Origin of the sequence: Microbacterium luticellae (genome assembly GCF_050408645.1) — a bacterium.
GTDB lineage: Bacteria > Actinomycetota > Actinomycetes > Actinomycetales > Microbacteriaceae > Microbacterium.
On the sequence record NZ_JBNTKE010000003.1, the window covers coordinates 298,546 to 323,111 of the forward strand.

Sequence of the window (24,566 nt, forward strand, 5' to 3'; positions counted from 1 at the left end):
ACAAACACTCGAGGGGCGCTGCCGGTGTGCATGCGCCCCTCGAGTGTTTTCACTACCGAAGTAGTTACAGGCCCAATACGTCGGACTCAGTGATCTGGTCGTCACTGGGTGCCTGAATATCAAGTTCGGCACCCCATCCGGTGTAGTTCACTTCCACGGGGGTGTCGCCCAGTTCCATCAAAATACGGCGCGGCAGGTTATCGCTACCGAGATACAGCACATAGTCGAGCATCTCGGGCAGCGCCGACGTATCGACGAGCGAATCAAGACCCTGACGCTCCAGCAGCAACTCGGTTTCGAGCATGAGAGTGTAAATCGTGGTCTCTACGCCGTCGATCTCTTCTGTGCCCTCAGCTTTCGGGAAATGGTGCATGGCCGCGGCAAGAGCCCGCACCTGCGCCAAGTAGTCGGCCTGGTCAATCACCTGCGCCAACTGTTCGGCGAGCGGGTTCGTGGAGCTCGGCTCAACAGCAACAAACTTGCTTTCGGTAAGCTCACCGAGGTTCAGATAAAACACGCCGTCAACAAAACGAGACTCAAACACGCTGCCACCCGGCACCGTCATCACCGAGGCAACAGCACTGTGGCTCACGTCCTGCGACAGCACAACATCACTCGACGACACAATCGACTGCCCACCCATATCGGTGGTCTGTTCAATGTGCACGGTACCGGCGGCCAGGGCGGCGTCAGCAAGAACCTCAGCGAAGTTCTCTTCGTTCAGTTCACCGCCCGCACTCTCAAGCGTGTTCTGCTCGCTCGAACTGAGCTCGGTCGAATTGTTCGGGTTGTTGGCAGCAGCGCTGCATCCGGTAATACCAACGCCAAGAATAAGCGCCAGTGACAGCGCCGCAGCGCTTTTTATGATGGGGGATTTCATGCGCTAAGCATAGGAAACAAAGCACGGCCCCGCGCCCCGTTTTTCTCAGCAAACACACAAGCGCATCTGCTGCTACGTGCGCGGACTCAACAGGTAACTGTTCCATGCCGCAGTCGTTGCGGCATCATGAGGAATCTCGACGCCATCAATCGCAGTGATCGCAACGGCAAGACGCACGCTCGACACCAACCAAGCAGCATCGACCGTAGCGAGATCATGCGCACCGATGGTGGCATATTCGGCCTGGGCGCCCTGGCTCTGCAGATAAGAAAACAGACTCTGCTGGGTTGTGCCATGCAAAATTCCGCTGTGCGGAGCGGGAGTAATGTACCGCCCACCAACCCGCACAATAAGCGACGCTGTAGGCGCTTCAAAAACAAACCCGTCGGTGCTAATAAAAATTGCGTCGTCGGCACCACGCCGGCGAGCTTCGCGCAGCGCCGCCATATTCACCGCATACGACAGCGTTTTTGCCCCCAACAGCAACCAGGGTGCCCGGTCGCCCGCATTGAGGTCATAGCCGCGTTCCAGAGTCACCACGCGTACACCCTGCTCACGCACCCGCGCAAAATCAGCAGCTTTCTCTGCCATCACCCAGGCCGTCGGTGCAGGCCCCGCCGAAACACCACGGCTGAGCACAACCTTCACAAAATACTCACCCTCCGGGCACTGCTGCGCCGCCACCTGCACAGCATGAGAGAACTGAGCCCGATGCGGCTCCGGTAAATCACAAATACGCGCCGACTGCGCCAGACGCGCCAGGTGCGCCTCGACCTCTTGCGCATGACCATCCACCACGCTCATCGTCTCGAAAACACCGTCGCCCCGCTGGGTACTCCACTCCCCCACACTCAACATCGCTGCCTCGGCATCGACTCTGTGCACCGTCGACTCAATCGGCGTTACGGAATCGTCAGCAGACAAAGGATCGATCATAAGAGTGAACCGCCACGTCATATCTCGAGCATACGTTTTCGCCACGCCCGAGAACCATACCGACGGGAATACTGTGCAGCCACAGGCGTTACACTGTATCGGCCGGGCCGCAAAACCCCGGGCTCCAACCTTTGCCGCTTCGAGCGGCCTTCCGCCGAGAGGCGTTCTTGCGGCCCGGTCTTATTTTTTGTGGGCCTCCCGCTTCCCCCTCGTCCGTTCCGCTTCCCGCTGCCGTACACGCTCCTCGCGCTTTCCCCCTCCCACCACCGGACGCAACACGCCGTTGCGTGTACAGACATCACGGCAAGTCGTGACCGGCCGCGAAACAAACACGCACGCCCCTCCCGCCACCGGACGCAACACGCCGCACCACCTGCACACCCCACGGCATGTCGTGACCGGCCGCGAAACAAACACGCACGCCCCTCCCGCCACCGGACGCAACACGCCGCACCACCTGCACACCCCACGGCATGTCGTGACCGGCCGCGAAACAAACACGCACACCCCTCCCGCCACCGGACGCAACACGCCGCACCATGTACACACCACACGGCATGTCGTGACCGGCCGCGAAAGAAGACACGCGGGCACGCGGCGTCGCGCCAGAGAACCTCACGAAAAGAACACGCTAAAGAGAACGCGCTCATCGAACGCGTCAGACGAGCGCACCCTGTCGCCACAGTGAGGCTGCGGCCGCGAGGTCATCTCCGTAAAGGTCGAGGCGCAGGGCTCTTCTGGTGAGCGCTGTGGCGCGCTGCGATTCTGTTGCTTCGTAGTCGTCTGCGACATGGGTGGCTCCGGATGCTTGTACCCGACAAAATGCTGCAGCTCTTTCGAGCGCTCCAGCAAAGTCGCCCACAAAAGCGCCCCGCAAAATAGTGTCGATCAGCGCGATGAGCTCGGAAGGACCTGCCGGGACGGGTGCTCCGGCAACCGCGGCGTCGATGGTGGTGAGCGCCCAGGTTCCGCGTTCATGCAGCAGCGCCGCTAATGCGGGGTCGCTGTGAATCGCTAACCGTAAAAGGTACAGGCGCCACAGTGCGCCGGGAAGGGAACGTGATGCTGCGTGTGACCACATTTCGGCGATGTCGTCGATGCCATGTTCGCGCGTGTACTGCAGCATCCGGTCGACTGCCTCACCCGATTCGTCGGCACGTACGCGACGCAGCAAAGCGGCGGCGGTTACGTGTGCGACACGCGCGGCCTCCGCCGCATCGGCAGAGCCCACGAGACGGTCGAATGCATCGGCGGGTCGCCGAATAGGACGCGGAAAACGGGCAGGCATCCGTACAGGGTACGCTCCCAGCATGGTCAAACGCACCAGCAAAAACCCGTACAATAGATCGAGTAGGGCCTGTAGCTCAGTAGGCAGAGCATCGGACTTTTAATCCGCGGGTCGCGGGTTCGATCCCCGCCGGGCCCACCAGAAGGTCGTTGTTCAAACCGGCAACATTACCGGTTTGAGACCTCGACTCAGCGGCTCACCCCTCGTGGCGGGCCGCTGTTGTCTGCACACCAGGGTCGAAGAACGCGTTGAACGGTTCCCCTGGCTCACCGATCACAGAGCCCTCTTCACTGAGGTAGAGCTTGTCGAAGAAGGCCTGATTGGCGATGCGTCGCAGTGAGTCATCGATGCTCATGTACAGCGTGTAGCAGTCCCGGGCCAGCGCGAGGCAATCATCAAGGTGCGCACTTGCCAGTTCGTACTCCACGTCGCCCGCTTCGATCTGTGCTTCGAGGAACGCGAGTCGCCTACCGATGCGATCCTGTTCGGACTTGAGAAGATCAAGCGGCACTGCTCCCGCATAATGGGCTTGCAGGAGTTTCGATCGTTCGGCTTGGAGGTCGTCACGTTCGAGGACATGCGCGTTGCGTTCCTGCTTGACGGTGGCGTGGAGCTGGGAGAACTGCGCCGTGATGAAGCTGCGCAGCGCCGCGATGGTGTGCTCAGGAATCTGGATGCGCCGGTAGTACTCCTCAACCGCGGCTTCAACATCAGGCACGTACAGCGACTTATGCTCGCAGTTGGTGCGTTTGGCGTGCCTGCCAGCACATATGAAGTACGGATAGATGACACCACGGCGGCTCTTGGCATGCGTCACCATGAGCCTGGAACCGCATTGGCCGCAGAACACGGTGCCCTTGAGATAGTGATCGTGCGCTTGCGTTTTCTCGCCTGATACTTGTTTCGCGCCCAGCACGGCTTGAACTCGGTACCAGACCTCTGGGCTGACCAGCGGCTCGTGGATTCCGTCATAGGTTGCACCGCGAAACGACACACTGCCCTTGTAGTACGGGTTGGAGAGCATCTTCTGCACCGTCGATAGCGCGGGCGGCCGTGCGGGTCGTTTCGGTGTGGGTGGTGTGGTGAGACCTCGGTCGATGAGCGCTTCCCGCAGCGTTGTCGTGGAGTAGTTGCCCGTCGCGTACGCCTCAAATGCCCACGTCACGATCTCCGCGCGTGTGGGGTCTGGCTCAACGATCCGGAGTTCTCGGCCGAGTTCATCGCGAGTGGTCACGTTGAGATAGCCGATTGGAGCTTTGCCGTTGGTGCCGCCTGCAACTGCCTTTTGGTTCATCCCTTTTGCGACTTCGTTGGCGAGGTTCCGGGAGTAGAACTCGGCGATGGTGGACATGATGCCGTGGAGCAGCATCCCCGAGGGTGTCTCGTCAATGTTCTCGGTTGCCGAGACCAGCATTACCCCGGCGTCTTTGAGTGCAACATGGATCGCTACGTCGTCGGCACGGTTGCGAGCGAGGCGGTCAACCTTGTGCACGATGCAGTAGGCCACGTGGTTGGTCTTGACATACTCGATCATTCGCATGAGTTCGGGGCGGTCGGCCTTCCGGGCTGATTCACCGGCGTCGACGAACTCTTCGACTACGATTGCGCCGAGGTCTTGGGCTTTGCGTAGATTCGCTTCGCGCTGCGCGGGTATGGAGAAGCCCTCGTCGCGTCCGCCACGTTCGGCTTGCTCCTTGGTTGAGACTCGCAAGTATGAGACCGCGATGGCGGCAGTCTCGCCGAAGCGGTTGAGGTCGGTGGTAGTAGGTCGCTGAGTAGTGCTCACGGGTCGTCTTTCCTCTCCCCATAGATGGGGCCAACACGAGCGGTCGGTACCGCTCGTGCGGTGCGACTCGTAAAAGGAAACAACCAAATCCCCTTCCCAATGACCCGGAACAGCACGGTCAGAAGCGGCAGCTGGCCGGTCAGTGATCCGTGCTCCCTCGAGCCACGGACGTTCCCCACGCGCAGGTAATCGCGAGGCAGGTATTCTGCGGGTTCGACCCGTTCGTAGGGCTTTCACTACGGTCAGCTCATGCCGAAGCGTTCCCTTGCCTTGCACATAAAGTGCCTGGTAGATCGTCTCGTGGGACACGTGACGATCTGGCCTGTCAGGAAACTACATACGTAATCTTCCCGCAACTTGCTGCGGGGAATGCTTCTCGTTGAGTGCTGCGACGACAAGGTCGCGGAGCTCGCCGTGATCAAGCTTGCCCGCACGGCCTTTGCGTCGGGCCCGCATCGTGTGATGATGAGCCACCCCTGAGTGATACTTGAACTCGCGGGTGGGCCCGTATCCACGCCCGGTCTTGACCATGTGTCGCCGCAGCTCACGAGACACCGTCGATGCAGCGACTGCTAAGTGTCTTGCGATCGCGCGAATTGACCATGCGGGCGCGCTGCTGATCGCCATCTCCATGAAGATCCTGTCTTCATGCGTGAGCCGTCGATACGCGCGAAATTGCTGAGATTTTGGGTGCCAGAGTCTTCTACGGGTTCGATGCCGCCCCGAGCGCCCATGCGAATGATCATGCCTGCAAGCCTGGCCCATTCGACAACCGCTCCGGTATTTACCTTGAACCGTTTCGCTGTCGTTTGTGCTGAAGCGCCGGAGAGCAGCATCGAATACGCGATACATCGTTGACCCCATAAAACTGCCACAACAACCTCCTAGAAAAGGTGTTGCGTTGGCTCCCTGAAACCGCCAGGCGTTCTCGAACCGGATCGTCGGCTACGCGATCGATGACCGGATGAAAGCTTCTCTTGCGGTCAGAGCATTAGAGAATGCGGTTATCCAGCGTAGGAACCCGGCGAATGTTGTGGTCCATTCAGACCGCGGGCCTCAATTTGGGTCGAAGAAATTCCGGCGCACGCTGAGGGGCCACAAGTTGCTGGGCTCGATGGGGCGTGTGGGTGCTGCGGGCGATAACTCGGCGATGGAATCGTTCTTCAGTTTGTTGCAGAAGAATGTGCTCGAACGGCAGTCGTGGCCGACGAGGCAAGAACTCAGGCTCGCAATCGTGGCATGGATCGAGGGGAAGTATCACCGCAAACGACGCCAGCGTGGGTTGGTGCGGCTAACACCGGTCGAGTTTGAAGCCATAATGATAGATACTGTCGAGTGGGCATCTTAAGAACACTCCGACTCAAACAAAGCTTCAGCAGATCCTGTTCCATAATCGGAAACGCCGCCACGTACGGCTGGGCTAACACACTCCGGCCGAGGCCCCCTATCGACGGACACTCGTCCCAGCTTGATTCTGCCCGCAGCGATAGGTAACCAAACTATCGGGCGGTCCACCTGAGCCACACGCATCCAAATAGTATGATCTGGGTGTTGCGCCGGCACGCGTCAATGAAGCCCGGAACTTAGGGATGCATCGACCGAGTGAGGCGGAGGCACCCCTAAGTTGGCTTCGGTTTCACATTGTGGACATCGCCACAACTACTAAGGAGCTTAGATACTCGAGCAGTAATCTCTTGGCTCCTCGGGCTTAAACAACGATGAACCTAGACTTCGCTCAACAATACGGTAATCCCGCAGGACTAAATAAACCGTAGAGATTCGTTCCGAATTGATAAACGAAGTTCTTCACCCACTGCTTTCATGCCGTGCGAAACATGATAATAGTCAGCGAAGATGAAATTTTGACCTGCGCGAGTACACATGTGATACTCGACGTAGTCGCCTAGGTAGGCTACCGAGGTCACTGTCGCGACCACTGCACCATTTGGATCAAGCCTCCAAAAACTCGGACGCGTCATGATCTGTACATGATCGCCCGGAGTATAGATTCGGTTATGGGACGGTGTCACAGAGAAGACTGCGCCTTCCAACGACACCTCGATGTTTTCTGCATTGGTGCCTACGACCTGACAAGAAATCAGGTTTGATGTGCCAATGAAATCAGCCACAAACTTGTTTGCAGGCTCAGCATAAATCTCGCGCGGCGTACCTACCTGCTGTAGCTCACCTTGGTAGAGAACTACGACACGGTCAGAAATCGCCATAGCCTCTTCCTGGTCGTGAGTGACATAGACCGTCGTAATTCCAAGCCTTTTCTGCAGTTCTCGAATCTCCGTTCGAGTTTTTAGTCGCAACTTGGCATCAAGGTTCGACAATGGCTCGTCGAAAAAAAGAAGCTTTGGTTGAACCACGATTGTTCGAGCAATTGCGACACGCTGTTGCTCACCGCCCGAGAGCGCATTTGGGTAGCGATCCTCCTTACCGGAGAGTTGCATAATTTCAAGAACTGCATCCACGCGTTCGCGAATTGTTGCAGGGGGAAGCTTCTTGAGGTCGAGCCCGTATGAAATATTCTTTCGAACGGTTAGATGTGGAAAAAGAGCATAGTTTTGAAATACCATCCCTAAATCGCGTCGATTTGTCGGAAGGGATCCGATCTCTTTACCGTCTAAAATGACACTCCCTGAGTCCTGTCGTTCAAATCCAGCCATAATTCGCAGGGTGGTCGACTTTCCGCAGCCTGAGGGGCCGAGTAGCGTGGTAATTCCCCCCGGGACGAAATCAAGTGTCAAGTTGTTCACCGCACGGAACTCTTCCATACCCTTTCCAAGAGGAAAAGATTTGACAATATTCTCAATCCGAAACGGGGCACTTTCAATGGCGGGGATTTCGATATCTTTAACCAAACTCATCGGACTGACCTTTCACTTTGCTTGAGGAGGGCGTTAAGGGTTAGATATACGATCGCGACTATTCCGAGAAGGATCGCAACATATGCGGATGCAATTCCAAGACGGCCTGCTTCCACATAAGACAGAATTGTTACGGTCATCAGGTTCCATCCGGCAGATACGAGGAAAATCACAGCACTTATTGAAGTCATTGCGCGAACGAAGGCATACATAGCGCCTGAAAACAACGCTGGTCGAATGAGAGGCAAGGTGACGCTCCAGAACGTCCTCATTCCACTCGCCCCTAACATTGTCGACGCTTCTTCGATCGAGCTATCGATCTGGCTGAGTGCGTTACGTCCCGCTTCGATGCCAAGGTTCATATACTTAAAGGTCATCGCAAATACGATGATTGCAGCCGTTCCGGTGAGTCTCAAGGCTCCGGTATTAAAGCTAAGCACATAGCCAATTCCTACGGCAGTCCCGGGAATTGCAAACAACAGCACGGATATTGCGTCCATAAGCCTTTTTCCCGGAAACCAGCGGCGCTCTTGAAGAAACGCAATCACTACTCCCACAATGACTGTGAGCGGAGCCGTCATTAAAGCTATGAGCAGGGTGTCTTTAACCGGTTTAAGACCGAACTCAAAGATGTACGCAAAATGTTCGAGCGTAAGACTGTAGTTGACGCCCCAGAGCTTAACCACAGAACCATAAAGGATCATCGCATAGAGGGCCAGCACTGCCACGCTCACTACAGTGCAGAAAATCTGTACTGGAACTCTGATTGATGGATCGGTAATGAGAGCCGTTTGGCGGGCGGGCTTGCCGGTCACCGTTGCATACGAACGTTTTCGCATCCAAAACCGGTGCACCGCGAAAGCGGTGAGTGCAGGCACAAGGATCGAAAGAGCAAGGAGAGAACCAGTTTTCTGATCGTGGAGCCCAGTAATCGTGAAGTATGCTTGCACTGCCAGAGTGTTGTACTTGCCACCGATGATCATCGGATTTCCGAAGTCTTCGATCGACTTGATGAACGTCAGTAGCAGGGAGCTCAGGATCCCTGGGATGACCAGAGGCAGCGTGACTGTACGAAGAATCTGCCATCTTGAGGCTCCGAGCACAAACGCCGAGTCTTCGATTGAGTTATCTATTGTCTGGAAGAGTCCTTTGAGGTTCATGTACGCGATTGGGAAAAAGGAGATGCTTTGGATGATGATCAGAGAACTCAACCCGTAGATGTCCCCGTCAGTAATACCGAATACGCCCTTTGAAATAATCCCAGATCTTCCGAATAGTAAAATTAGGGCCATCGAAAGCACAAACGGCGGCGAAACGATCGGGAAGATTGCGACGACGTTGAACAACGACTTCCCGCGAATGTCAACCCGAGTCACTCCGTAGGCAAAGACAAGCCCGATCAGAGTGCTCAGCACGGCCGAAGCGACACCCAGTACAATACTGTTCCAGAACGTCGTATATAGGCTCCGCGTGGAAAATAGAGTGGAGAGGGCACCAAGGTTGAACCCGCCCTGGTCAGTGAATATCTCCTGAAGAAGCTTATAGATCGGAACGCCGACGAATACGCCGAGAACGGCAAACATTAAAATGACTATGCCGACAAGGATCGGGTCACGGAGAAAAAATCTGAGTTCTTTCATATACGCGCGTCGGCGGCGTTTAAGTGTGGCACTCATTGCAATGCCTTTCTCTTTTTGGACGGAATGACATCAGCGTCCTCCTTGGTAGTAAGTGGGTGGGATAGGGGTGGTTCTGATCCGCCGAGAATCGCTCTCAGAACCACCCGAGGTATCACTTCACATCGCCACGGTTAACGATTTCCTTGTCAAACCGCTCAAGCAGTCGATCCTGCTGATTTGCCAAGCTCTGTTCATCAATCGGCACAATTTCTATATCAGCGACGTTAGGAAGACCTTCAGGCTGACGGGCCGTCGAAAGCAACGGAGCGCGGTAGTAACCGGCATCCGCATACATGCTCTGGCCCTTTTCGCTTAACAGCCACGAAATAAATGCCTGGGCAGCTTCACGTTCTTCCTCTGGCGCGTTTTTAATGACAGCTGCACCTTCAATGGCCGTTCCAGTGCCCTCCGATGGATAGGTTATGGACATTGGGTATCCCTCTTTAATGGAAGGTAATTCATCGTGGATGAATGCGATAGCCACCCCGGTCTCGCCCTGGCCTACAAGGTTCACAGGTGCAGCTCCTGACTTAGTCCATTGGCGTACGCTGCTCTGGTCAAAGTCCCGAAGATAATCAAACGCGGCATCTTCGCCTTTTAGGCTGATTAGTGTCATCAAGGTCGTCAGCGAGGTTCCTGATGTAGCAGGGTGAGCAAGCATCACGTTGTCTGCAAAGTCAGCTTCGAGGAGCGATTCCCACGACTGAGGAGGGTCAATGTTGTTTGTCTTCGCCCACTCATCATTAGTCAAAAAACCCAGCAACCCTGTGAACGCAGGGACCCAATTGGCGCCGTCCATCTTGAACTGCACGGGGATTTCAGACAAGCCTGGATAGCTTGCTTCGGTGACCTCCTCAAGCAGTCCATCGGCGTCAGCTCGGAGGAAGAGACCAGTAGCGCCTCCGAACCAAACGCTTGCCTGCGGGTTGTCTTTCTCAGCTCGTACGCGCGAGAGGACTTCTCCTCCGCCTAAGCGGACGATGGAGACGTTAATCCCGGTATCCTGCTCGAAAATTTTTACGTAGGCCGCGACTTCTTGTTCGGGAATCGGGGAGTACATCGTCACCGTCGCCCCTGCGAGCGGCTTGTCTCCAGTTCCATTCTCGTCGCCACTCCCGGTGCCGACGTTACTCGAACATGATGTCAGCAGGAGTGCCGCGACAAGCGTCCCGAAAAGTGCCAAACGTTTCATTTCTGATCCTTTCTGTAGTGATACTGCTGTTAGCGGTGGAGAGACTAAAGATTTTGGTCAAGAAGCCATTGCTCGAGACGAGGCTGGAGAGTCTCAATCAGATTGGGGTTTGCGGCGACGGTGAGGTCACCGCTCGGCCGAGCTGCGCCGGCACGTCCACGCACTACAGCGCCCGCTTCCCGCGCGATCAGGGTAGCGGCGGAGTAGTCCCATGGCTGCAGTCCTTGGTCGTAGTAGAAATCCACCGCGCCAGCGGCCAAAGCGCAAATTTCAAGCGACGCACATCCGATGCGTCTGATGTCTCTAACTTCACCGAGGAGGTGACGAACAACCTCGGCCTGACGAGTGCGCACAGCTGGGACGTAAGACATTCCGGTACAAGCGAGTGTGAACTTATGCTCGGTTTCTGCTCCTACTCGCAGCCGAACCCCGTCCAGGAAGGCTCCCTTTCCGGTAATAGCGCTGTATACACGGTCATCGAAGATGCTCGCGACGACGCCCACTACAACCTCCCAAGAATCGCTCCAGGGGTCCCCCGCGACGACCGCGACACTCACAGCACACGGGGACAGTCCGTAAAGATAGTTGACTGTCCCGTCGATAGGATCAACGACCCAGTGCAGACCAGATGTGCTCGGCGTCGCGTCGAACTCTTCTCCTACAAACCCGTCTTCGGGACGAGCAGCCGCCACAGCGCTGCGGATAAGCTGCTCAGTTTCTCGGTCACTCTCTGTTACAACGTCAGTGAGCGTTGATTTCGTATAAGCAACGTCCACTCCAGCAGAGCGCCGAAAACGTGCAGTACGGGCTGCGTTCACGGCAATTGAAACAGCTATTTCATGAAGGTTCTCGGTCAAACCCTCTTCTATCGAATTCACAATCGTCACTCCAAAGGGGTCGGTGTCGACGATTGCGTCATCATCGACACGCCAGGGTTGGTACATCATGTAGCACCGCTCAACGGCGCCTAACATCCACTGAGCAGATTCAAGCACCATGTTACGTTTGTGTCAATAACTACATGATGCGTGTTAAGTTCATGTTGTTGTGATAAGTTGCGGATGACTACGTACGCACAAAATGAACCTGCATCGACTTACTGAACCCTCAGCTCGCGGCGGTCAGCTTGGACTCATTTTCCAATCTGGCTCCTGTATCCCTTAGGGCTCGGATGCGGTTTTTTTCCTGATTGCCGCAATCGCCGCGAGTTACTTCATTTTCATTTGGGAAGGTAGGTGGGCGTGTCCAGCCTGCCGTGTTGTGCGGATAATGCGCTTCGTGACCTCGCGCGCGAATATGCGCGAGACACTGCGGGACGATTACGTGTCAATTCACGATCGGGGTCATCTCCTGTGGTGTGGTGCTATTTCGTTGCTTCCTAGAATGGAGGATGGTCAGGCGATGAAATAGAGGTCAGTGCGTGCGGGCCCGCCCGGCATGATCATGGAGAGTGTTGAAGAGTTTGCACATCGAGTTCTCGGCGAAGTAGTGGCGTTCCCCGCTGCTCCGCTCCTCGTGCTGTCCTCGCAGCACGGCGCGGATCAGTCAGGTCGCGGTGCCGCATTCGGGGAGGACCTGGACGGCGTCGGCCTGGCTGTTTAATCTCTCGATTTAGGCATTCGATGAGGTTGTTCGACCGGATTTTCAGCCATTAGTCGCGAAGTAGCGCGGCGAGGCTAGTCAGGTTAGATTCACCCTGGATCGTGTCATTGTGTACCGTTTTGACGCGCCCGTGACTGTTCTGCCCTTGTTTTCCCGGTTTTTTGTGCCCGAGCTACGTGATAACAGCTCTTACATGAGGCTGTTTCTGCGTGGTTTGTTCATGCGCACTGGGTCGCGGAATGCAGACCATTATCGAGCACCTCCGGTCCGCTGATGATGACGCCGAGTTGTCTGATCTGCTCTAGGTTTAGTTTCGGTTTTTTCAACCAGGAAGATAGATACATGATGGCAAAACCGTACGATCAAGAATTCAAAGAGCGAGCTGTCTGAATGCTGGCCGAAGCGATACCAGAGTATGGCGGTGTGCACATGCGGCATGCATGCGCCTTGGTGGGCGGCTCGGTGTCTCGCCCGACACGGTACAGGTTTGTGGCATAATTAAACTCAAATCGTCGCCGGTTAGAGCACTGGTGTGACCGCTGATATGGCGATTGGTGCGTGAGAACGTTGAGCTTCGTGAAACGAACAAGGTCCTCAAAGCGGCAAGTATATTTTCGCTCAGGAACTCGGCCGGCACGAACGAGATGATCGCCTTCGTCGAGAAGTATCGCGATCGTTTCGGGGTCGAGTTCCTCTGCCTCGCCATGCGTGCAACTGTTCGTGGATTCCTCACCTTTCGGGGTATCGGGCAGGGAAACCCCCCACGTCATCAGCAAGGCAACTCTACGACGAGCTCCTCCTCCCCGAGATCGAGAGGCTCCATGAGAAGAACTTCGGCATTCTCGGGGTTCGCGAAATGCATGCTCAGCTATACAGAGAAGGCTGTGATATCGGCCGCGCTCAGACCGCACGTCTCATAAAACTTGCCGGTGCGCGCGGGGTACGATCGTTCGAAAAAGATCCACACGACAAGCAAAGAGCGCCCGTTACTTTGTTCGTAGCTCCTAATCCAGCACGATGAGGGGCGAGGCAGCCAGCCGGGACCGGCATGATTGTTGCCCCCCCTGTCGCACCAATGATCTGGGGGTGTTGTCACCGGGCCCGGCCTGGCGGTGAGTGATCGCTGATAGGGGCAAGACCACAGCCGCGCATATCGGGGCAGGGTCGTTCGTAACGTGGATGCCGACGCCCACCGCCACCTGACTGCCGAACACCATGAGCAGGACGGAAGAACCACCTTTGGGTAGCACTATCAAGAACTACGACGACGTCGCGGTCTTCATCGGCCTCGATGTCGGTAGGAGCGAGCATCACGCGGTCGCGCTCACCCACGACGGGAAGAAGGTCTACGACAAGCCGCTCCCGAACACCGAAGCCAAAATCGTATCGGTGCTGGATCAACTCGCTGACTACGGCCCCGCCTGGCTGGTCGTCGACCAGCCAGCAACGATCGGGCCGCTCCCGGTCGCCGTCGCCCAGGCCGCTCGATGTTGAACGAGCACCCTATGCTGAAACCGATTCGCTTCCGGCGCTGACTCAGTGCCGGACTAATGGGTCGGAACCAAACCCAGAGCGAATCAGGCCGTTTCAGTTTGGGCTCGCGCCATGAACCGCCACCTCGTGGGAGTTGCTCCCGACGGCATCTCGCTAATCATCAATCCCAGGTCGGCCACTCGGTCAAGCAGTTCCCGATGACCGATCAGGCAGGGGCGATCAACTCCGCCCGCCATTATGGCAACTGTATGTCCGGCGGCGCTCAAAGTAGACCGGTGTACTACACCGTCTATGCCGTAGGTCTCTCCCTCTACATGGACTTTTTCTTGCCGCGCCAAGTCTGCGGAAGATTCGTTTGCGACATATATGCCATAGCTGGTTGCAGTTCGTGCCCCGGTGATTGTGAAGCGTTCATTTACCTATGTCGTCAGAAGTGATTCAGCTCCCTTGACCCACAGAATTTATGGTGCGCGGTCACCCAAATCATTCAGGGGTGCGAGATAGTTTTCATCACCGAGCATCAACGTGTTGAATCCACCGCGCTCAGTGCGCTCGATGGCCTCCCGGATCAATCGGGGCTCAACCCGTGGCAGCAAGCGTTTACGCCAGAGCTAGGCTTCAACGTTATCGACTCCAGGCACCGGGCCATGATCAGCGAGCACCGTTACAGTGTTGACCGCACCGAGCGAAAAGAGGACGTGTCCAGTTGTCGAGTCGTCGGGTTCCACGATCGTAGCGAACGCAATCCTCGCTGTTCGCTCATCCCCAACGAGTGCCAACAGAGTATCCGTGTTGTCGGCACCTTCGTCTTTGAAGGGAAGGTGAGCATTCAACGCCAGGAGCCCACGCGGATAGGACGACGACCCCTTGGGCGGATAGTGCCCCCGGTAGCTACCACGGCCGAACGAACAGCTTCGTCGCCGCCCCTAGGCCGTGTTGATCTAGAGTTTCTAGTGTCGCGTGGGCGAGTCGTGAAGGGTGACGCGACAAAAGATCTCTGACGAGGTGTGGGCTGTGTTGGAGCCGTTGATGCCGACGGCGACGGGGCGCTCGTGCCCGTGGACGGATCACCGCCTCGTGATGGAGGGGATGGCGTGGAAGTTTCGCACCGGCGCCCCGTGGCGGGACGTGCCAGAGCGGTTCGGAAAGTGGAACTCGATCTACAAACGGTTCAACCGGTGGGCTGGGGACGGCACGTGGGAGACGCTGCTCGCCGAGGTGCAGAAGCAGGCTGACGTCGCGGGGAAGATCGACTGGGTCGTCTCCATCGGCTCCACGATCGCACGCGTGCATCAGCATGGCGCCACCCTCCCGCGGCACACAGGGGGCTCCGCCGAATCACAAGAATCCGCGGGTCGAGCCGCCTGATCATGCGATCGGCCGCTCCCGCGGCGGGCTGACGACGAAGGTGCATCTGGTCGCCGATGGTCGCGGCAGACCGTTGGGGCTGGTGCTCACCGGCGGCAACACCGCCGACACCACGATGCTCGCGGCCACCCTTGATGACATTTGCGTGCCCCGTGGTGGGTTGGGATGCCCGCAGACCAGACCAGACCGGGTGCTGGCAGACAAGGGCTACCCATCGAAAGCGAACCGGGCGTGGCTGCGCGCACGAGGAGCCGCCGCGACGATTCCCGAGAGAGACGATCAGATCGCCCACCGGCGGAAGAAGCCCGGCCGTCCCATCGACTTCGGCGCCCACCAGGAAGAACGCTACAGGGGTCGCAACGTCGTCGAACGCTGCTTCAACAAGCTCAAGCAGTGGCGCGGGATCGCGATGCGTTCCAACAAACTCGCCCGCAACTACCGAGCCGCGATCTGCCTCACCGCCACACTTATCTGGATCAAAACCGACTTAATCAACACGGCCTAACCGTTCTGCCACTTGAGTGAGTGTGAAGCCCTCGTTATAGAGGCTAGCAGCCTCGGTTCGTAACGCTTCCGAATGTTCTGGGTGCGCGGGTCGGATAGCCCGTATGCCGGGCCAGCTCGGGTACCGTCGCTCGATGGATATCGAACCTCGCTACAAGCTCCTGAACGGGCACAACTTCGGCGTATCCGGGGAGCAGCCTTTCTCGATTCAACGCACTCAAACAGGTTTTTGGCTGGCTGCAATTTTCGGGCATCGGACCACAAGAATCTGCCACGCGACAACTTCCGGAACGTGTCTGCTGCGTCTTCGATCCCATTGATAACGCGCGAAATCAACGTTCTTTGCAGCTTGATTTGGTTTGAGAAGTACTTACGGAGGTCCACCATTACTTCGCCACAGTGCCGTTGGCCGGGCATGCAGTGCCGTTGGCCGGGCGTTCCGCGCTGCATAGCCGCTATGAGACTATTTATGCATGCACCTGTGTGAGCCGCTCATTCATGCATCCGGATGCCGGGCTTCCGCACCTACTGCGCACGCAAGAGCTGATGCGTCATGACGAAAAGCGGGCATACTCAGCAGCATCGTTCGGCCGGTTCGGGGATTCCCCTCAACGACCTTCGGCTACTTCGTCAGACGAGAGACCGTATCGATCGTGAGTTTTCGCAGCCGCTTGACGTAGACGAACTCGCCCGTGGAATCCACATGTCATCGGGCCACTTCAGCCGCCTGTTTCGCCAGGCCTATGTGGAGAGCCCCTACTCGTATCTCATGACACGACGCATAGAACGAGCGATGGCGCTTTTGCGAAGCGGGGAACACAGCGTCACCGAAGTGTGCTTCGAAGTGGGTTACTCGTCGCTCGGCACTTTCAGCACACGCTTCACCGAACTCGTCGGCGTACCGCCGAGCGTCTACCGAACCGACGGCGCGGCCACGGTCGAGGGAATGCCACCGTGCCTTGCAAAACAGGTGACCAGACCGATCAGGAATCAAGAAGCGCCGGCGCTGGGTCGACAATTACCGTAAGAGTCATGACACTCACCATCCACACCACCGTTCTTCCTCACGACGACCCAGAAACTTCGCTGAGCTTCTATCGCGACGCACTCGAATTCGAAGTGCGCACCGATGTCGGCCAGGGCCGGATGCGGTGGATCACCGTCGGCCCCAAGGAACAGCCCGACGTGTCGCTTCTGCTCGCACCACCAGCGGCCGACCCGGGCGTCACCGAAGACGAACGCACCACAATCACCGAAATGATGGCGAAAGGAACCTACGGCTGGCTGCTTTTAGCCACAGACGACCTTGACGCCACATTCGAACGCATTCAAGCCCACAACGTTGAAGTCATCCAGGAACCCGCCGAGCAACCCTACGGTTCCCGCGACTGCGCCTTCCGAGACCCGGCAGGCAACCAGATCCGAATCCAAGAAACCCGCTGACCTACCGATCAAAAATTGCGTAGGGTTCTGCGCGGTCGCTATCGCTGCCGAGGAAACCCACCAGCTGGTCGCCCTCGCACGTGAAAATGACGGGGAGTGGGGCGTCTTCTGCACGCTGAGTGTCTTCTTCGACACCCCCGACGAAAGAAGTCAGCGTCTCAATCGTGGCCGTCGAATCAACAACGTTCACGGTTGCGATGCCACCGGTATCGATCGCATACTCACCAGAGATCACGCCATCCCACGTAGCCTCAATAAAACTGTCCACCTCGGCGCCGTTATCGTAATAGATGTACCAGCGGTCAAAACGCAGCTCAAAATCGTGCTCCCCCGAAAAAGCGGCCACGATATTTCCTGATACCTTGTCGGCATCACCGGCAGGAACATCCCACAAGTCGCTCGAACGATCAATATTCCACTCACCGATTAAACACTCCCGCGCCTGCTGAACGGCATCACCATCTGCAGCATCCGGCGCATCATTAGCGTCGTCAGCGTCATCGCCGCTCCCGGGCGCAGGATTCGGATCACCACCACCCGTCACACCCTCGAAGTCTGTGCCATCGCCACACGCAGCAAGAGAAAAGCTCAGCACTCCAGCCAGCAGGGCCAATCCACACACGCGCCCCGCACTCCGCACCCAAACACCAGCACGAACACCAGCACGAACACTGTTATTGATCATCATCGATCTCTCTCTTCCGCTTATACCGAATCATCATCCGCATGAAAGTCGCTGCCGCTCACGCTCACCCTCTCGACGCCCTTCACTTCGAGCAGCGGCATCACAAGATTGTGCAGCGGCTGTTTACCAAGAAACCGCACGTCAAGGTTGATGAGTGAGTGCTCTGCTTCGCCACTGCGGCGACTGCGCACAATGGACGCGCTAAACCCCATCGAGCTTGCTAACGCCAAAACGTGACGCAGCGTACCTTCGCCGTCGACATAGGTGATCTTCATCAGCCGATGACGGTCGGGGGTGGGCAGCATCCGGATTAGTGGTGCCACCACGAACAGCGTGACCAGATGCAGCAGCGTCACCGTCGCCGCCAGCGACAACATTCCCGCGCCGCAGGCCATACCCACTGCCGCAGCAACCCACACCGTCGCCGCAGTGGTTAACCCGCGCACCACGTCGCGGCCCTTAAAGATCACCCCGGCGCCCAAGAAGCCAATACCCGAAACAATCTGCGCGGCAATACGTGAGGGATCAAGCTGCACATCAGAACCCAGCACGAGGGTAAAGCCATAGCCCGAGACAAGAGTGAAAGCACACGAACCGAGCCCCACCAGCACGTGCGTGCGGTACCCGGCGCTCTTCTGGCGCACCTGACGCTCCAGACCAATGAGCGAGCACAGCACAAAAGTTGCCACCAGAAGCTCGATCTCAATCGGCGTTGTGTCGGTAAAAACATCGATCAGTTGCCGCACCACGGCGCCTCCTTCACGAGCCACTGACTGTGACTCTGCTGTCGAAGCGATGCCCGCGATCATACTCGCGTGCGCTCACGCATACGAGCACCTTGCGCCTACACCTCGATAAAAACTAGTCCCAGTTCGCGTTAACAGGCACTATCGACTGAAATAGGAAGGTTCCCCCAGCACAACGAAAGGACAACGGGCATGTCGACGCAACCCGCCCCCGGCGCCGTGCACGGGTGGCGACTGGTTTTCTTGGCCGCCGGTCTGCTGCTAATAGGGCTCAACCTGCGCATCGGAGTTGCCTCGGTGGGTCCGGTTATCGACGAAATACAGCGGTCGCTGGGGCTTTCGCCCACCGCCGCAAGCCTGCTCACCACCATTCCCGTCTTCGCCTTCGGCGCCTTCGCTTTCTTTACCCCGGCGCTCATGCGTCGCATGGGCATGCATCGTCTGCTGTGGTTGGTGGCAATAGCGATCGCCGCAGGTATTCTGCTGCGCCTCCACCCGAGCCTTGTCGCTCTCATGCTAGGAACCGTCATTGTCGGTGCCGCCATCGCCATTGGCAACGTCGTCATGCCGCCCGCCATTAAGCACGACCTCTCGGAGCATGCAGGGCTCATGATGGGACTGTATTCAACAGCCCTGTTCGTCGGTGCTGCCGCGGCATCCGGCTTCACCGTACCCATCATGCCTGTTGTCGGTAACGACTGGCGTGCAGCACTTGCTGTGTGGGCAATCCCTGCCGTCATTGCAGCGATCGTGTGGATTCCGCAGCTGCGACGCACCGACACTGCAACACCACGCACGCCAGGCCGCACCCCCTCGCGCACGCGCGCCGCCAACAGTTACTCAGCAACCGAGACAGCGCCGGTGACCGTGCCCACCCGGGTACGAATGCGCTCGATCATCACCGACCCGATCGCGATCGCTGTCACCGCACACATGGGGCTGCAGAGCGTGAGCTACTACGTGATCCTTACGTGGTCGCCCACCATGCTTCACGATGCTGGTATCGACGCCACCACCGCCGGCTGGCTTCTGTCGTACTCGGCTTTTCCGGGCATCGCCGCAGCGCTCATCACACCGGTTATTGCCCGTCGCATCCGGCCCCTCTGGCTGCCCGTTGCTGTTGCGGCAGCACTCACCGCGGTCGGCTACATCGGTCTTGCGGTGGCCGCTGCCACCATGCCCGTGGCGTGGATGACACTGCTGGGGCTCGGCCAGGGTGCATCGATTAGTCTCGCGCTGCTCTATATAGTGTGGCGGTCGCCGGATGCCGAACACACAGGACAACTATCCACTATGGCGCAGGGCTTCGGTTACCTGGTGGCGGGTCTTGGCCCGCTGGTGATCGCCGCGGTACACGATGCATCCGGCAACTGGACAACACCCATGCTGGTACTCGGAGTGCTGCTCATCGCGCAGTTGGTTTCGGGAATTATTGCCAGCAGGCCCGTGCACGTACAACCCCGCACACGCTAAAACAGAAGCGGCGAAAGTCTGCGTGCTACGCGGCGTCACCCGAGGTGATGATCTCGGCACCCGCGTGCCCCAGCTCGTGCAGAGCCTTGATGCTCGACTCCTCGCCCACGCCCGCAACAAGATCGGTCAACACACGCACCGCCACCCCATGCTCAAGTGCATGCAGGCCCGAGGCCCGCACACAGTGGTCGGTGGCAATGCCCACGATATCGGCGCGCACAATACCGTTGCTCGACAAAATTTCGGCGACCGTGCGGCCATCTTCTGTTGTGCCCTCAAACATCGAATACGCCGGAATCCCCTGCCCCTTACGCACATGATGTGTGATAGGTGCAGTCTCGAGCAGCGGGTCGTACTCTGCACCCTCGGTGTCTGCCACACAGTGCACAGGCCACGAATCGACATAGTCGGGTTCGGCAGCAAAGTGGCCACCATTGTCGTCATCGGCATTGTGCCAGTCTCGCGAAGCAATAATGACGTCGTAGTCGGCAGCATGCTCGGCAAGCAGCCGCGAAACACCCGCTGCTACGTTATCGCCACCGGCAACGGCCAGGGCTCCGCCCTCGGTGAAATCGTTTTGGACATCGACAATGAGAAGCGCTGTACCCATGTCTCTAGCGTACGCGGCCGCGATCAGCCGTGCGCCGCTGCGTCACCATCGTCACTGGGCCTGAGAACGACCCGGATGCCGCGGGCTTCGCCATTCTCTAGCATCCGGTGCGCCTGCGCTGCTTGGGCAAGCGGCAGCTGCACCACATCAAACATGGGCCACGCACTTGTGTCCACCAACTGTGTGATGGCGCGAGCGCTGCGGGCAAGTTCGGCCACGCTTGCGTTGCTGATCGCGAACCCGCACACGGAGGCATCTTTTGTATACAGGGCACCCGCCGGAAGCGGCGGATGGGCACCCATACCCGACATGAGCACGATGCGACCCCGCAGCGCGAGCGCTTCGACAGCCATATCGAGCTGCAGGTGATCCGAGGTGTCGAGCCACACATCAACACCGTGCGGCGCGACCTCATAGACGCGGTCGGCCGAGATCGACTCGCGGTAATCCCACAAGGTATTCGCGCCCCAGGCGCGGCACCGGGCATGGTCGTTGCCGCTCGCCGTTGCAATAACATGCGCATCGCTCGCCACAGCAAGAGCAACAGCCGCGCGCCCCACGTTGCCCGCAGCGCCGCCAATAAAAACGTTCGCTCCATCAGCCATGCGGCCATGCTCGTGCAGGGCAAGATAGGCAGTAGCCACCGGATGCAACGCTGCCACCAACTGCACGTCATCGCAGTCGCGTGGCGCGTGATATACCCGCTCCGCGGCAACGCTCACATACTGTGCTGCAGCACCCTGCCGACCCGCGTGCCCCATGCTGTGACAAAACACGCGATCACCTATCCGCCAGCCCGCGCCCTCGAGCCCCGCACCCAGGGCAACAACTTCGCCCACCAGGTCGCGTCCGATAGTGAACGGAAAGGTCATAGGCGTGCGGTAGGCACCCGAGCGCACAAAAGTGTCGACATGGTTGACCGCGGTGGCGCTCACTCGCACAAGCAGTTCGCCCTCGCCCGGCTGGGGAACAGCAACTTCACCGACAACGATCGCGTCGGCACTGCCACGTTGACGCACAAAAGCGGCTTTCATCGAGTCGGGAACAGCCAACATAGTGTGCTCCTTCTTCACAGTAAACACGGCCGATACCCCCATCATGCCGCCACAGTTTCGCATGGCGGCAAGAACAGGGTAATATCTCTACTCGTGCCGGTTCACGGCGCACGCCACCTTAGCTCAGACGGCAGAGCGATTCACTCGTAATGAATAGGTCAAGGGTTCGATTCCCTTAGGTGGCTCGTACAGCCCCCGCAGATCCCTGTGATCGCGGGGGCTTTTCTGTTTGCTGCCCCTAGTCGCAGTACAGGTCGTCGTCGGGAACAGTGCCGTCGATAAAGAACGCTTCGACCGCTTTGTCAACGCAACGGTTGCCCTTGTTGTACCCGGTGTGTCCCTCGCCCACGCGCGTGATGAGACGGCCTTCCTCGAGCTGTTCGGCCATCGCTACCGACCAGTCGTAGGGCGTGGCGGGGTCGTTGGTTGTTCCGATAACAAGGATGGGGCCGGCGCCCGAAGCCGCAATTGCACCGCGAGACCCCGTGGGTGGGTAGGGCCACACTTCGCACGGGTCAGGGCCCTCCCAGTACGGTGCGATCGTCGGTGCGCCCTCGGTAATCTTCTTCCGTGCAGCTTCTTCTGCCGCTGGATCGTCTTCGACCGGGTAGTCCATGCAGTTGTACGCGCGGAAAGCTTCGGTCGAATTATCGTCATATCCGCTGGCGGAGCGACTGTTGTAAAAATCGGCGAGGAAGATCGCCGACGCGGCCTGTCCCTGAAGAGCGCCGGTGAGGGCATCGGTCAGGTAGGGCCAGTTGTCTTCGGCATAGAGTGCGGCGATGATTGCCGTCATTAAACTGTCGGCTCCCAGCATCCGGCCATCGCCAACGCTGAGGGGCACACGGTCGACACTGGCCAGCAACGCGCCGAGGTCGTTCATGGCGTCGTCGACCGTTCCGCTAAACGGGCACTCGCGATCAGTGAGGCAGTCCTCCATATAGGCACGCAGCGCCGACTCGAACCCGAGAGCCTGGGTGGTGCCCACCTCGAGGCCCGAAGTGGCGGGGTCAACCGCACCATCGAGCACGAGCCGACCAGCACGGTCGGGGTACAGTTCGGCGTAGGTTGCGCCAAGGAACGTGCCATAGGAGTAGCCCAGATAGTTGAGCTCTTCGTCGCCCAAAACGCCGCGCAAGAGGTCCATGTCGCGGGCAGAGTTGATGGTCGTAATAAACGGCAGAATTCCGTCGCTGTTGTTGTCGCAGGCTTCAGCGAATCGCTCGTTCGCTTCGCCGAGCTCTGCCTCCCACTCGGGTGATCCCCGCTCGGCTTCGGGAACGTCGTAGAGGTAGGCGTCCATTTCGTCGGCATCGAAACACTGCACGGCCGTAGAGTCGCCGACCCCGCGCGGGTCGAAACCGATGATGTCGTAGTTGGCGATGAGGTCGGAGCCAACCGCGTACGACATGGAGTTCAGCACAAAGCTCTTACCGCTCGCACCGGGGCCGCCGGGGTTAATGAGTAGCGAGCCCTGTGAGCCCTTCTGGGCACGGTGGCGGGTGATTGCGATCTCAATATCGCCGTCGTCGGGGTTTTCCCAGTCGAGCGGAGCAGTCACCGTGGTGCAGTCGAATCCGACCCCGCACTCTGTCCATGACAACTCTTGACTGTAGAACGGGAGCAGCTCTTCGCTCACACCCGAAGTATCGGGATCACGAGGGTCGGTCGTCGGGCCGCTCGTGGGAATCATGGCGGCGATGCATCCGGAAAGCACCATGCTCGCGGCAGCAACAACCGCTCCGGCAGCAAGAGCACGACGCAGGCGGGTCATTCGACGTGTAGTCACGGTTTCCTTCCGCTCGATACAGTCACCAGAAGGCTTTCTAATGCCAGCAGCGGGGCAACATTGTGCTGCAGTGACTGTCGGGTGTGGGCAAGGTGGTCGAGAACGGTGAGCGTTCGCTGCGGCGTCCACGCCTGTGCGATCTGTTCGATCTCTGACAAAAGTTCGCGGTTAATAATGCTGTCGCTACGCCCCAGCTGCAGCATGACAATGTCTCGGTAGAGCGACTGCATATCGGTGAGCACTCGATCAATACCATCGTGCAGTCCGCGCCGAGCGCGCCGCTTATGTTCTTCTTCAAGCAGCGCCAGCTGGGATCGCACAGCCGGCGGCACGGGATCACCCTCGGCCAAACCCATTGTGCGTAGGAGGCTGGCGCGGTCGGCGTCATCCTGCTCGGTCGTGAGCGCTTTGGCGTCGTCTGTTGCCGCCTGCACAATGTGCCCTGCTACGTCGACTGCCGTGCGCACTCCGCGCACGCTCAGCACAGCGCGCAGGGTTTGTTCGCGCCGCAGCCGAGCTGATTCATCGGTGGCCAACCGCTGTGCCATACCAATGTGGCGCTGCGCATGCCGTGCAGCCTGTTCAGCAACTTCGGGAGTGGCTCCCGTGCGCAGCCTAATAAGTTCGGCGACATCGGCCACTTCGGGTTCTTTCAGCCGCAGGGTGCGCACGCGCGAGCGAATGGTGGGTAGCAGGTCGGCGTCGCTGGGGGCGCACAGCACCCAGATGGTGCGCTCGGGTGGTTCTTCGAGCGCTTTCAGTAAAACGTTGGAGGTGCGCTCGGTCATGCGGTCGGCATCTTCGACGACGAGCACCCGATATCGACCCGCAGACGGCGCAAAATAGGAGCGTTCAACGAGTGCCCGTGCTTCGTCGATAGTGATGATCACTTTTTCTGTGCGCAACGCAGTGACGTCGGGGTGCGATCGGGCAAGAACCTGCTGCATGGTGTCGACGTCGTCGCTGCTGTGGGCAATGAGTGCTGCGGCGAAAGCGTAGGCCAGTGTGGATCGTCCCGATCCGGGAGGCCCGGTGATGAGCCAGGCATGGGCCAGGTTTGCGGGGTCGGATGCTGCTGCCTGCAGTGTGCGCACGGCGGTGTCTTGCCCCCATACCTCAGCCCACGGCACGGGGGCGAGGGCAGGAGAAGTCATAGCGTTTAC

The 24,566-nt window shown here is 58.5% G+C and carries 21 protein-coding genes, 2 tRNA genes and 2 pseudogenes; 9 read left to right on the forward strand and 16 right to left on the reverse strand.

Features of this window, described 5'->3' with window-relative positions:
* Positions 1-64: 64 nt before the first annotated feature.
* The 3 genes from ACQUSW_RS10070 to ACQUSW_RS10080 all read right to left on the reverse strand — a co-directional run bounded on the left by ACQUSW_RS10070 (position 65) and on the right by ACQUSW_RS10080 (position 3,104).
* Entirely contained in the window at positions 65-880 is an 816-nt protein-coding gene (locus ACQUSW_RS10070; protein WP_428932166.1) for a LolA-like protein, read from the reverse strand.
* A 72-nt stretch (positions 881-952) separates the two neighbouring features.
* A complete protein-coding gene (locus ACQUSW_RS10075) occupies positions 953-1,837 on the reverse strand; it encodes an aminodeoxychorismate lyase (RefSeq protein ID WP_428932167.1) in 885 nt (294 codons plus the stop codon).
* 637 nt (positions 1,838-2,474) lie between these two features.
* Positions 2,475-3,104, reverse strand: coding sequence for a DNA-directed RNA polymerase subunit beta (locus tag ACQUSW_RS10080; RefSeq protein WP_428932168.1), 630 nt, complete (start codon positions 3,102-3,104; stop codon positions 2,475-2,477).
* A gap of 65 nt (positions 3,105-3,169) precedes the next feature.
* Here ACQUSW_RS10080 and ACQUSW_RS10085 point away from each other — a divergent pair.
* Positions 3,170-3,245 (forward strand) — tRNA-Lys (locus tag ACQUSW_RS10085).
* Positions 3,246-3,300: 55 nt separating this feature from the next.
* Here the strand turns inward: ACQUSW_RS10085 and ACQUSW_RS10090 are convergent.
* Both ACQUSW_RS10090 and ACQUSW_RS10095 read right to left on the reverse strand, forming a co-directional pair.
* Positions 3,301-4,890, reverse strand: coding sequence for a recombinase family protein (locus ACQUSW_RS10090; RefSeq protein WP_428932169.1), 1,590 nt, complete (start codon positions 4,888-4,890; stop codon positions 3,301-3,303).
* 333 nt (positions 4,891-5,223) lie between these two features.
* On the reverse strand, positions 5,224-5,523 hold the full coding sequence (locus ACQUSW_RS10095; protein ID WP_428932170.1) for a helix-turn-helix domain-containing protein: 300 nt from the start codon (positions 5,521-5,523) through the stop codon (positions 5,224-5,226).
* Between the two features lie 283 nt (positions 5,524-5,806).
* On the opposite strand from ACQUSW_RS10095, the pseudogene ACQUSW_RS10100 reads away from it, so the two are divergent.
* Positions 5,807-6,238: pseudogene (locus ACQUSW_RS10100) on the forward strand (DDE-type integrase/transposase/recombinase); the annotation flags it as partial.
* Positions 6,239-6,650: 412 nt separating this feature from the next.
* Here ACQUSW_RS10100 and ACQUSW_RS10105 read toward each other — a convergent pair.
* The 4 genes from ACQUSW_RS10105 to ACQUSW_RS10120 all read right to left on the reverse strand — a co-directional run bounded on the left by ACQUSW_RS10105 (position 6,651) and on the right by ACQUSW_RS10120 (position 11,581).
* Positions 6,651-7,763: an ABC transporter ATP-binding protein gene (locus ACQUSW_RS10105; RefSeq protein WP_428932171.1), complete on the reverse strand. Its 1,113-nt coding sequence runs from the start codon at positions 7,761-7,763 to the stop codon at positions 6,651-6,653.
* A complete protein-coding gene (locus ACQUSW_RS10110) occupies positions 7,760-9,439 on the reverse strand; it encodes an ABC transporter permease (protein WP_428932172.1) in 1,680 nt (559 codons plus the stop codon). Before ACQUSW_RS10110 ends, ACQUSW_RS10105 begins: the two co-directional genes overlap by 4 nt.
* Positions 9,440-9,554: 115 nt before the next feature.
* Positions 9,555-10,634 (reverse strand): ABC transporter substrate-binding protein, encoded by a 1,080-nt coding sequence (locus ACQUSW_RS10115; RefSeq protein ID WP_428932173.1) that lies wholly within the window; start codon positions 10,632-10,634, stop codon positions 9,555-9,557.
* Between the two features lie 44 nt (positions 10,635-10,678).
* Positions 10,679-11,581, reverse strand: coding sequence for an inositol monophosphatase family protein (locus tag ACQUSW_RS10120; RefSeq protein ID WP_428932174.1), 903 nt, complete (start codon positions 11,579-11,581; stop codon positions 10,679-10,681).
* A 1,379-nt stretch (positions 11,582-12,960) separates the two neighbouring features.
* On the opposite strand from ACQUSW_RS10120, the gene ACQUSW_RS10125 reads away from it, so the two are divergent.
* Together ACQUSW_RS10125 and ACQUSW_RS10130 are read left to right on the forward strand one after the other, a co-directional pair.
* Complete coding sequence (locus tag ACQUSW_RS10125) at positions 12,961-13,257, forward strand: IS3 family transposase (RefSeq protein WP_428932267.1); 297 nt, start codon at positions 12,961-12,963, stop codon at positions 13,255-13,257.
* Between the two features lie 194 nt (positions 13,258-13,451).
* Positions 13,452-13,721, forward strand: a pseudogene (locus ACQUSW_RS10130) (IS110 family transposase); the annotation flags it as partial.
* 92 nt (positions 13,722-13,813) lie between these two features.
* Here the strand turns inward: ACQUSW_RS10130 and ACQUSW_RS10135 are convergent.
* A complete protein-coding gene (locus tag ACQUSW_RS10135) occupies positions 13,814-14,131 on the reverse strand; it encodes a DNA-processing protein DprA (protein WP_428932268.1) in 318 nt (105 codons plus the stop codon).
* A gap of 577 nt (positions 14,132-14,708) precedes the next feature.
* Here ACQUSW_RS10135 and ACQUSW_RS10140 point away from each other — a divergent pair.
* The 3 genes from ACQUSW_RS10140 (at position 14,709) to ACQUSW_RS10150 (ending at position 17,045) form a co-directional block, all read left to right on the forward strand.
* Positions 14,709-15,603, forward strand: a protein-coding gene (locus ACQUSW_RS10140; RefSeq protein WP_428932175.1) for an IS5 family transposase whose coding sequence is annotated in 2 segments (ribosomal slippage) — positions 14,709-15,094 and positions 15,093-15,603 — 897 coding nt in all. Because the reading frame shifts where the segments join, the coding sequence is not laid out codon by codon here.
* Between the two features lie 552 nt (positions 15,604-16,155).
* Positions 16,156-16,629, forward strand: a complete 474-nt coding sequence (locus tag ACQUSW_RS10145) for a helix-turn-helix transcriptional regulator (RefSeq protein ID WP_428932176.1) — start codon at positions 16,156-16,158, stop codon at positions 16,627-16,629.
* A gap of 5 nt (positions 16,630-16,634) precedes the next feature.
* Positions 16,635-17,045, forward strand: coding sequence for a VOC family protein (locus tag ACQUSW_RS10150; protein WP_428932177.1), 411 nt, complete (start codon positions 16,635-16,637; stop codon positions 17,043-17,045).
* Between the two features lies 1 nt (position 17,046).
* Here the strand turns inward: ACQUSW_RS10150 and ACQUSW_RS10155 are convergent, their stop codons facing one another.
* Together ACQUSW_RS10155 and ACQUSW_RS10160 are read right to left on the reverse strand one after the other, a co-directional pair.
* Positions 17,047-17,733 (reverse strand): hypothetical protein, encoded by a 687-nt coding sequence (locus ACQUSW_RS10155; RefSeq protein ID WP_428932178.1) that lies wholly within the window; start codon positions 17,731-17,733, stop codon positions 17,047-17,049.
* A 17-nt stretch (positions 17,734-17,750) separates the two neighbouring features.
* Positions 17,751-18,476 carry an MgtC/SapB family protein gene (locus ACQUSW_RS10160; protein ID WP_428932269.1) on the reverse strand — a complete coding sequence of 242 codons (726 nt, stop codon included), beginning with the start codon at positions 18,474-18,476 and terminating at the stop codon, positions 17,751-17,753.
* Positions 18,477-18,668: 192 nt separating this feature from the next.
* Between ACQUSW_RS10160 and ACQUSW_RS10165 the strand changes: the two genes are divergently transcribed.
* Entirely contained in the window at positions 18,669-19,949 is a 1,281-nt protein-coding gene (locus ACQUSW_RS10165) for a CynX/NimT family MFS transporter (protein WP_428932179.1), read from the forward strand.
* A 25-nt stretch (positions 19,950-19,974) separates the two neighbouring features.
* On the opposite strand, the gene ACQUSW_RS10170 is transcribed toward ACQUSW_RS10165, so the two are convergent.
* Positions 19,975-20,559: an isochorismatase family protein gene (locus ACQUSW_RS10170; protein ID WP_428932180.1), complete on the reverse strand. Its 585-nt coding sequence runs from the start codon at positions 20,557-20,559 to the stop codon at positions 19,975-19,977.
* Positions 20,560-20,582: 23 nt separating this feature from the next.
* Entirely contained in the window at positions 20,583-21,614 is a 1,032-nt protein-coding gene (locus ACQUSW_RS10175; protein ID WP_428932181.1) for an NADPH:quinone reductase, read from the reverse strand.
* A 112-nt stretch (positions 21,615-21,726) separates the two neighbouring features.
* Between ACQUSW_RS10175 and ACQUSW_RS10180 the strand changes: the two genes are divergently transcribed.
* Positions 21,727-21,799: transfer RNA gene (locus tag ACQUSW_RS10180), tRNA-Thr, on the forward strand.
* A gap of 53 nt (positions 21,800-21,852) precedes the next feature.
* Here ACQUSW_RS10180 and ACQUSW_RS10185 read toward each other — a convergent pair.
* Together ACQUSW_RS10185 and ACQUSW_RS10190 are read right to left on the reverse strand one after the other, a co-directional pair.
* Positions 21,853-23,388 (reverse strand): alpha/beta hydrolase, encoded by a 1,536-nt coding sequence (locus tag ACQUSW_RS10185; RefSeq protein WP_428932270.1) that lies wholly within the window; start codon positions 23,386-23,388, stop codon positions 21,853-21,855.
* Positions 23,389-23,399: 11 nt separating this feature from the next.
* Positions 23,400-24,557, reverse strand: a complete 1,158-nt coding sequence (locus tag ACQUSW_RS10190) for a DNA polymerase III subunit delta' (protein WP_428932182.1) — start codon at positions 24,555-24,557, stop codon at positions 23,400-23,402.
* Positions 24,558-24,566 lie beyond the last annotated feature (9 nt).

Coding starts and splice junctions, on each gene's coding strand:
- ACQUSW_RS10110 (WP_428932172.1), bottom strand. CDS start 9,439: ATGAGTGCCACACTTAAACGCCGCCGACGCGCGTATATGAAAGAACTC.
- ACQUSW_RS10175 (WP_428932181.1), bottom strand. CDS start 21,614: ATGTTGGCTGTTCCCGACTCGATGAAAGCCGCTTTTGTGCGTCAACGT.
- ACQUSW_RS10185 (WP_428932270.1), bottom strand. CDS start 23,388: ATGACCCGCCTGCGTCGTGCTCTTGCTGCCGGAGCGGTTGTTGCTGCC.
- ACQUSW_RS10115 (WP_428932173.1), bottom strand. CDS start 10,634: ATGAAACGTTTGGCACTTTTCGGGACGCTTGTCGCGGCACTCCTGCTG.
- ACQUSW_RS10145 (WP_428932176.1), top strand. CDS start 16,156: ATGACGAAAAGCGGGCATACTCAGCAGCATCGTTCGGCCGGTTCGGGG.
- ACQUSW_RS10190 (WP_428932182.1), bottom strand. CDS start 24,557: ATGACTTCTCCTGCCCTCGCCCCCGTGCCGTGGGCTGAGGTATGGGGG.
- ACQUSW_RS10165 (WP_428932179.1), top strand. CDS start 18,669: ATGTCGACGCAACCCGCCCCCGGCGCCGTGCACGGGTGGCGACTGGTT.
- ACQUSW_RS10155 (WP_428932178.1), bottom strand. CDS start 17,733: ATGATGATCAATAACAGTGTTCGTGCTGGTGTTCGTGCTGGTGTTTGG.
- ACQUSW_RS10150 (WP_428932177.1), top strand. CDS start 16,635: ATGACACTCACCATCCACACCACCGTTCTTCCTCACGACGACCCAGAA.
- ACQUSW_RS10080 (WP_428932168.1), bottom strand. CDS start 3,104: ATGCCTGCCCGTTTTCCGCGTCCTATTCGGCGACCCGCCGATGCATTC.
- ACQUSW_RS10095 (WP_428932170.1), bottom strand. CDS start 5,523: ATGGAGATGGCGATCAGCAGCGCGCCCGCATGGTCAATTCGCGCGATC.
- ACQUSW_RS10075 (WP_428932167.1), bottom strand. CDS start 1,837: ATGACGTGGCGGTTCACTCTTATGATCGATCCTTTGTCTGCTGACGAT.
- ACQUSW_RS10120 (WP_428932174.1), bottom strand. CDS start 11,581: ATGATGTACCAACCCTGGCGTGTCGATGATGACGCAATCGTCGACACC.
- ACQUSW_RS10070 (WP_428932166.1), bottom strand. CDS start 880: ATGAAATCCCCCATCATAAAAAGCGCTGCGGCGCTGTCACTGGCGCTT.
- ACQUSW_RS10170 (WP_428932180.1), bottom strand. CDS start 20,559: ATGGGTACAGCGCTTCTCATTGTCGATGTCCAAAACGATTTCACCGAG.
- ACQUSW_RS10105 (WP_428932171.1), bottom strand. CDS start 7,763: ATGAGTTTGGTTAAAGATATCGAAATCCCCGCCATTGAAAGTGCCCCG.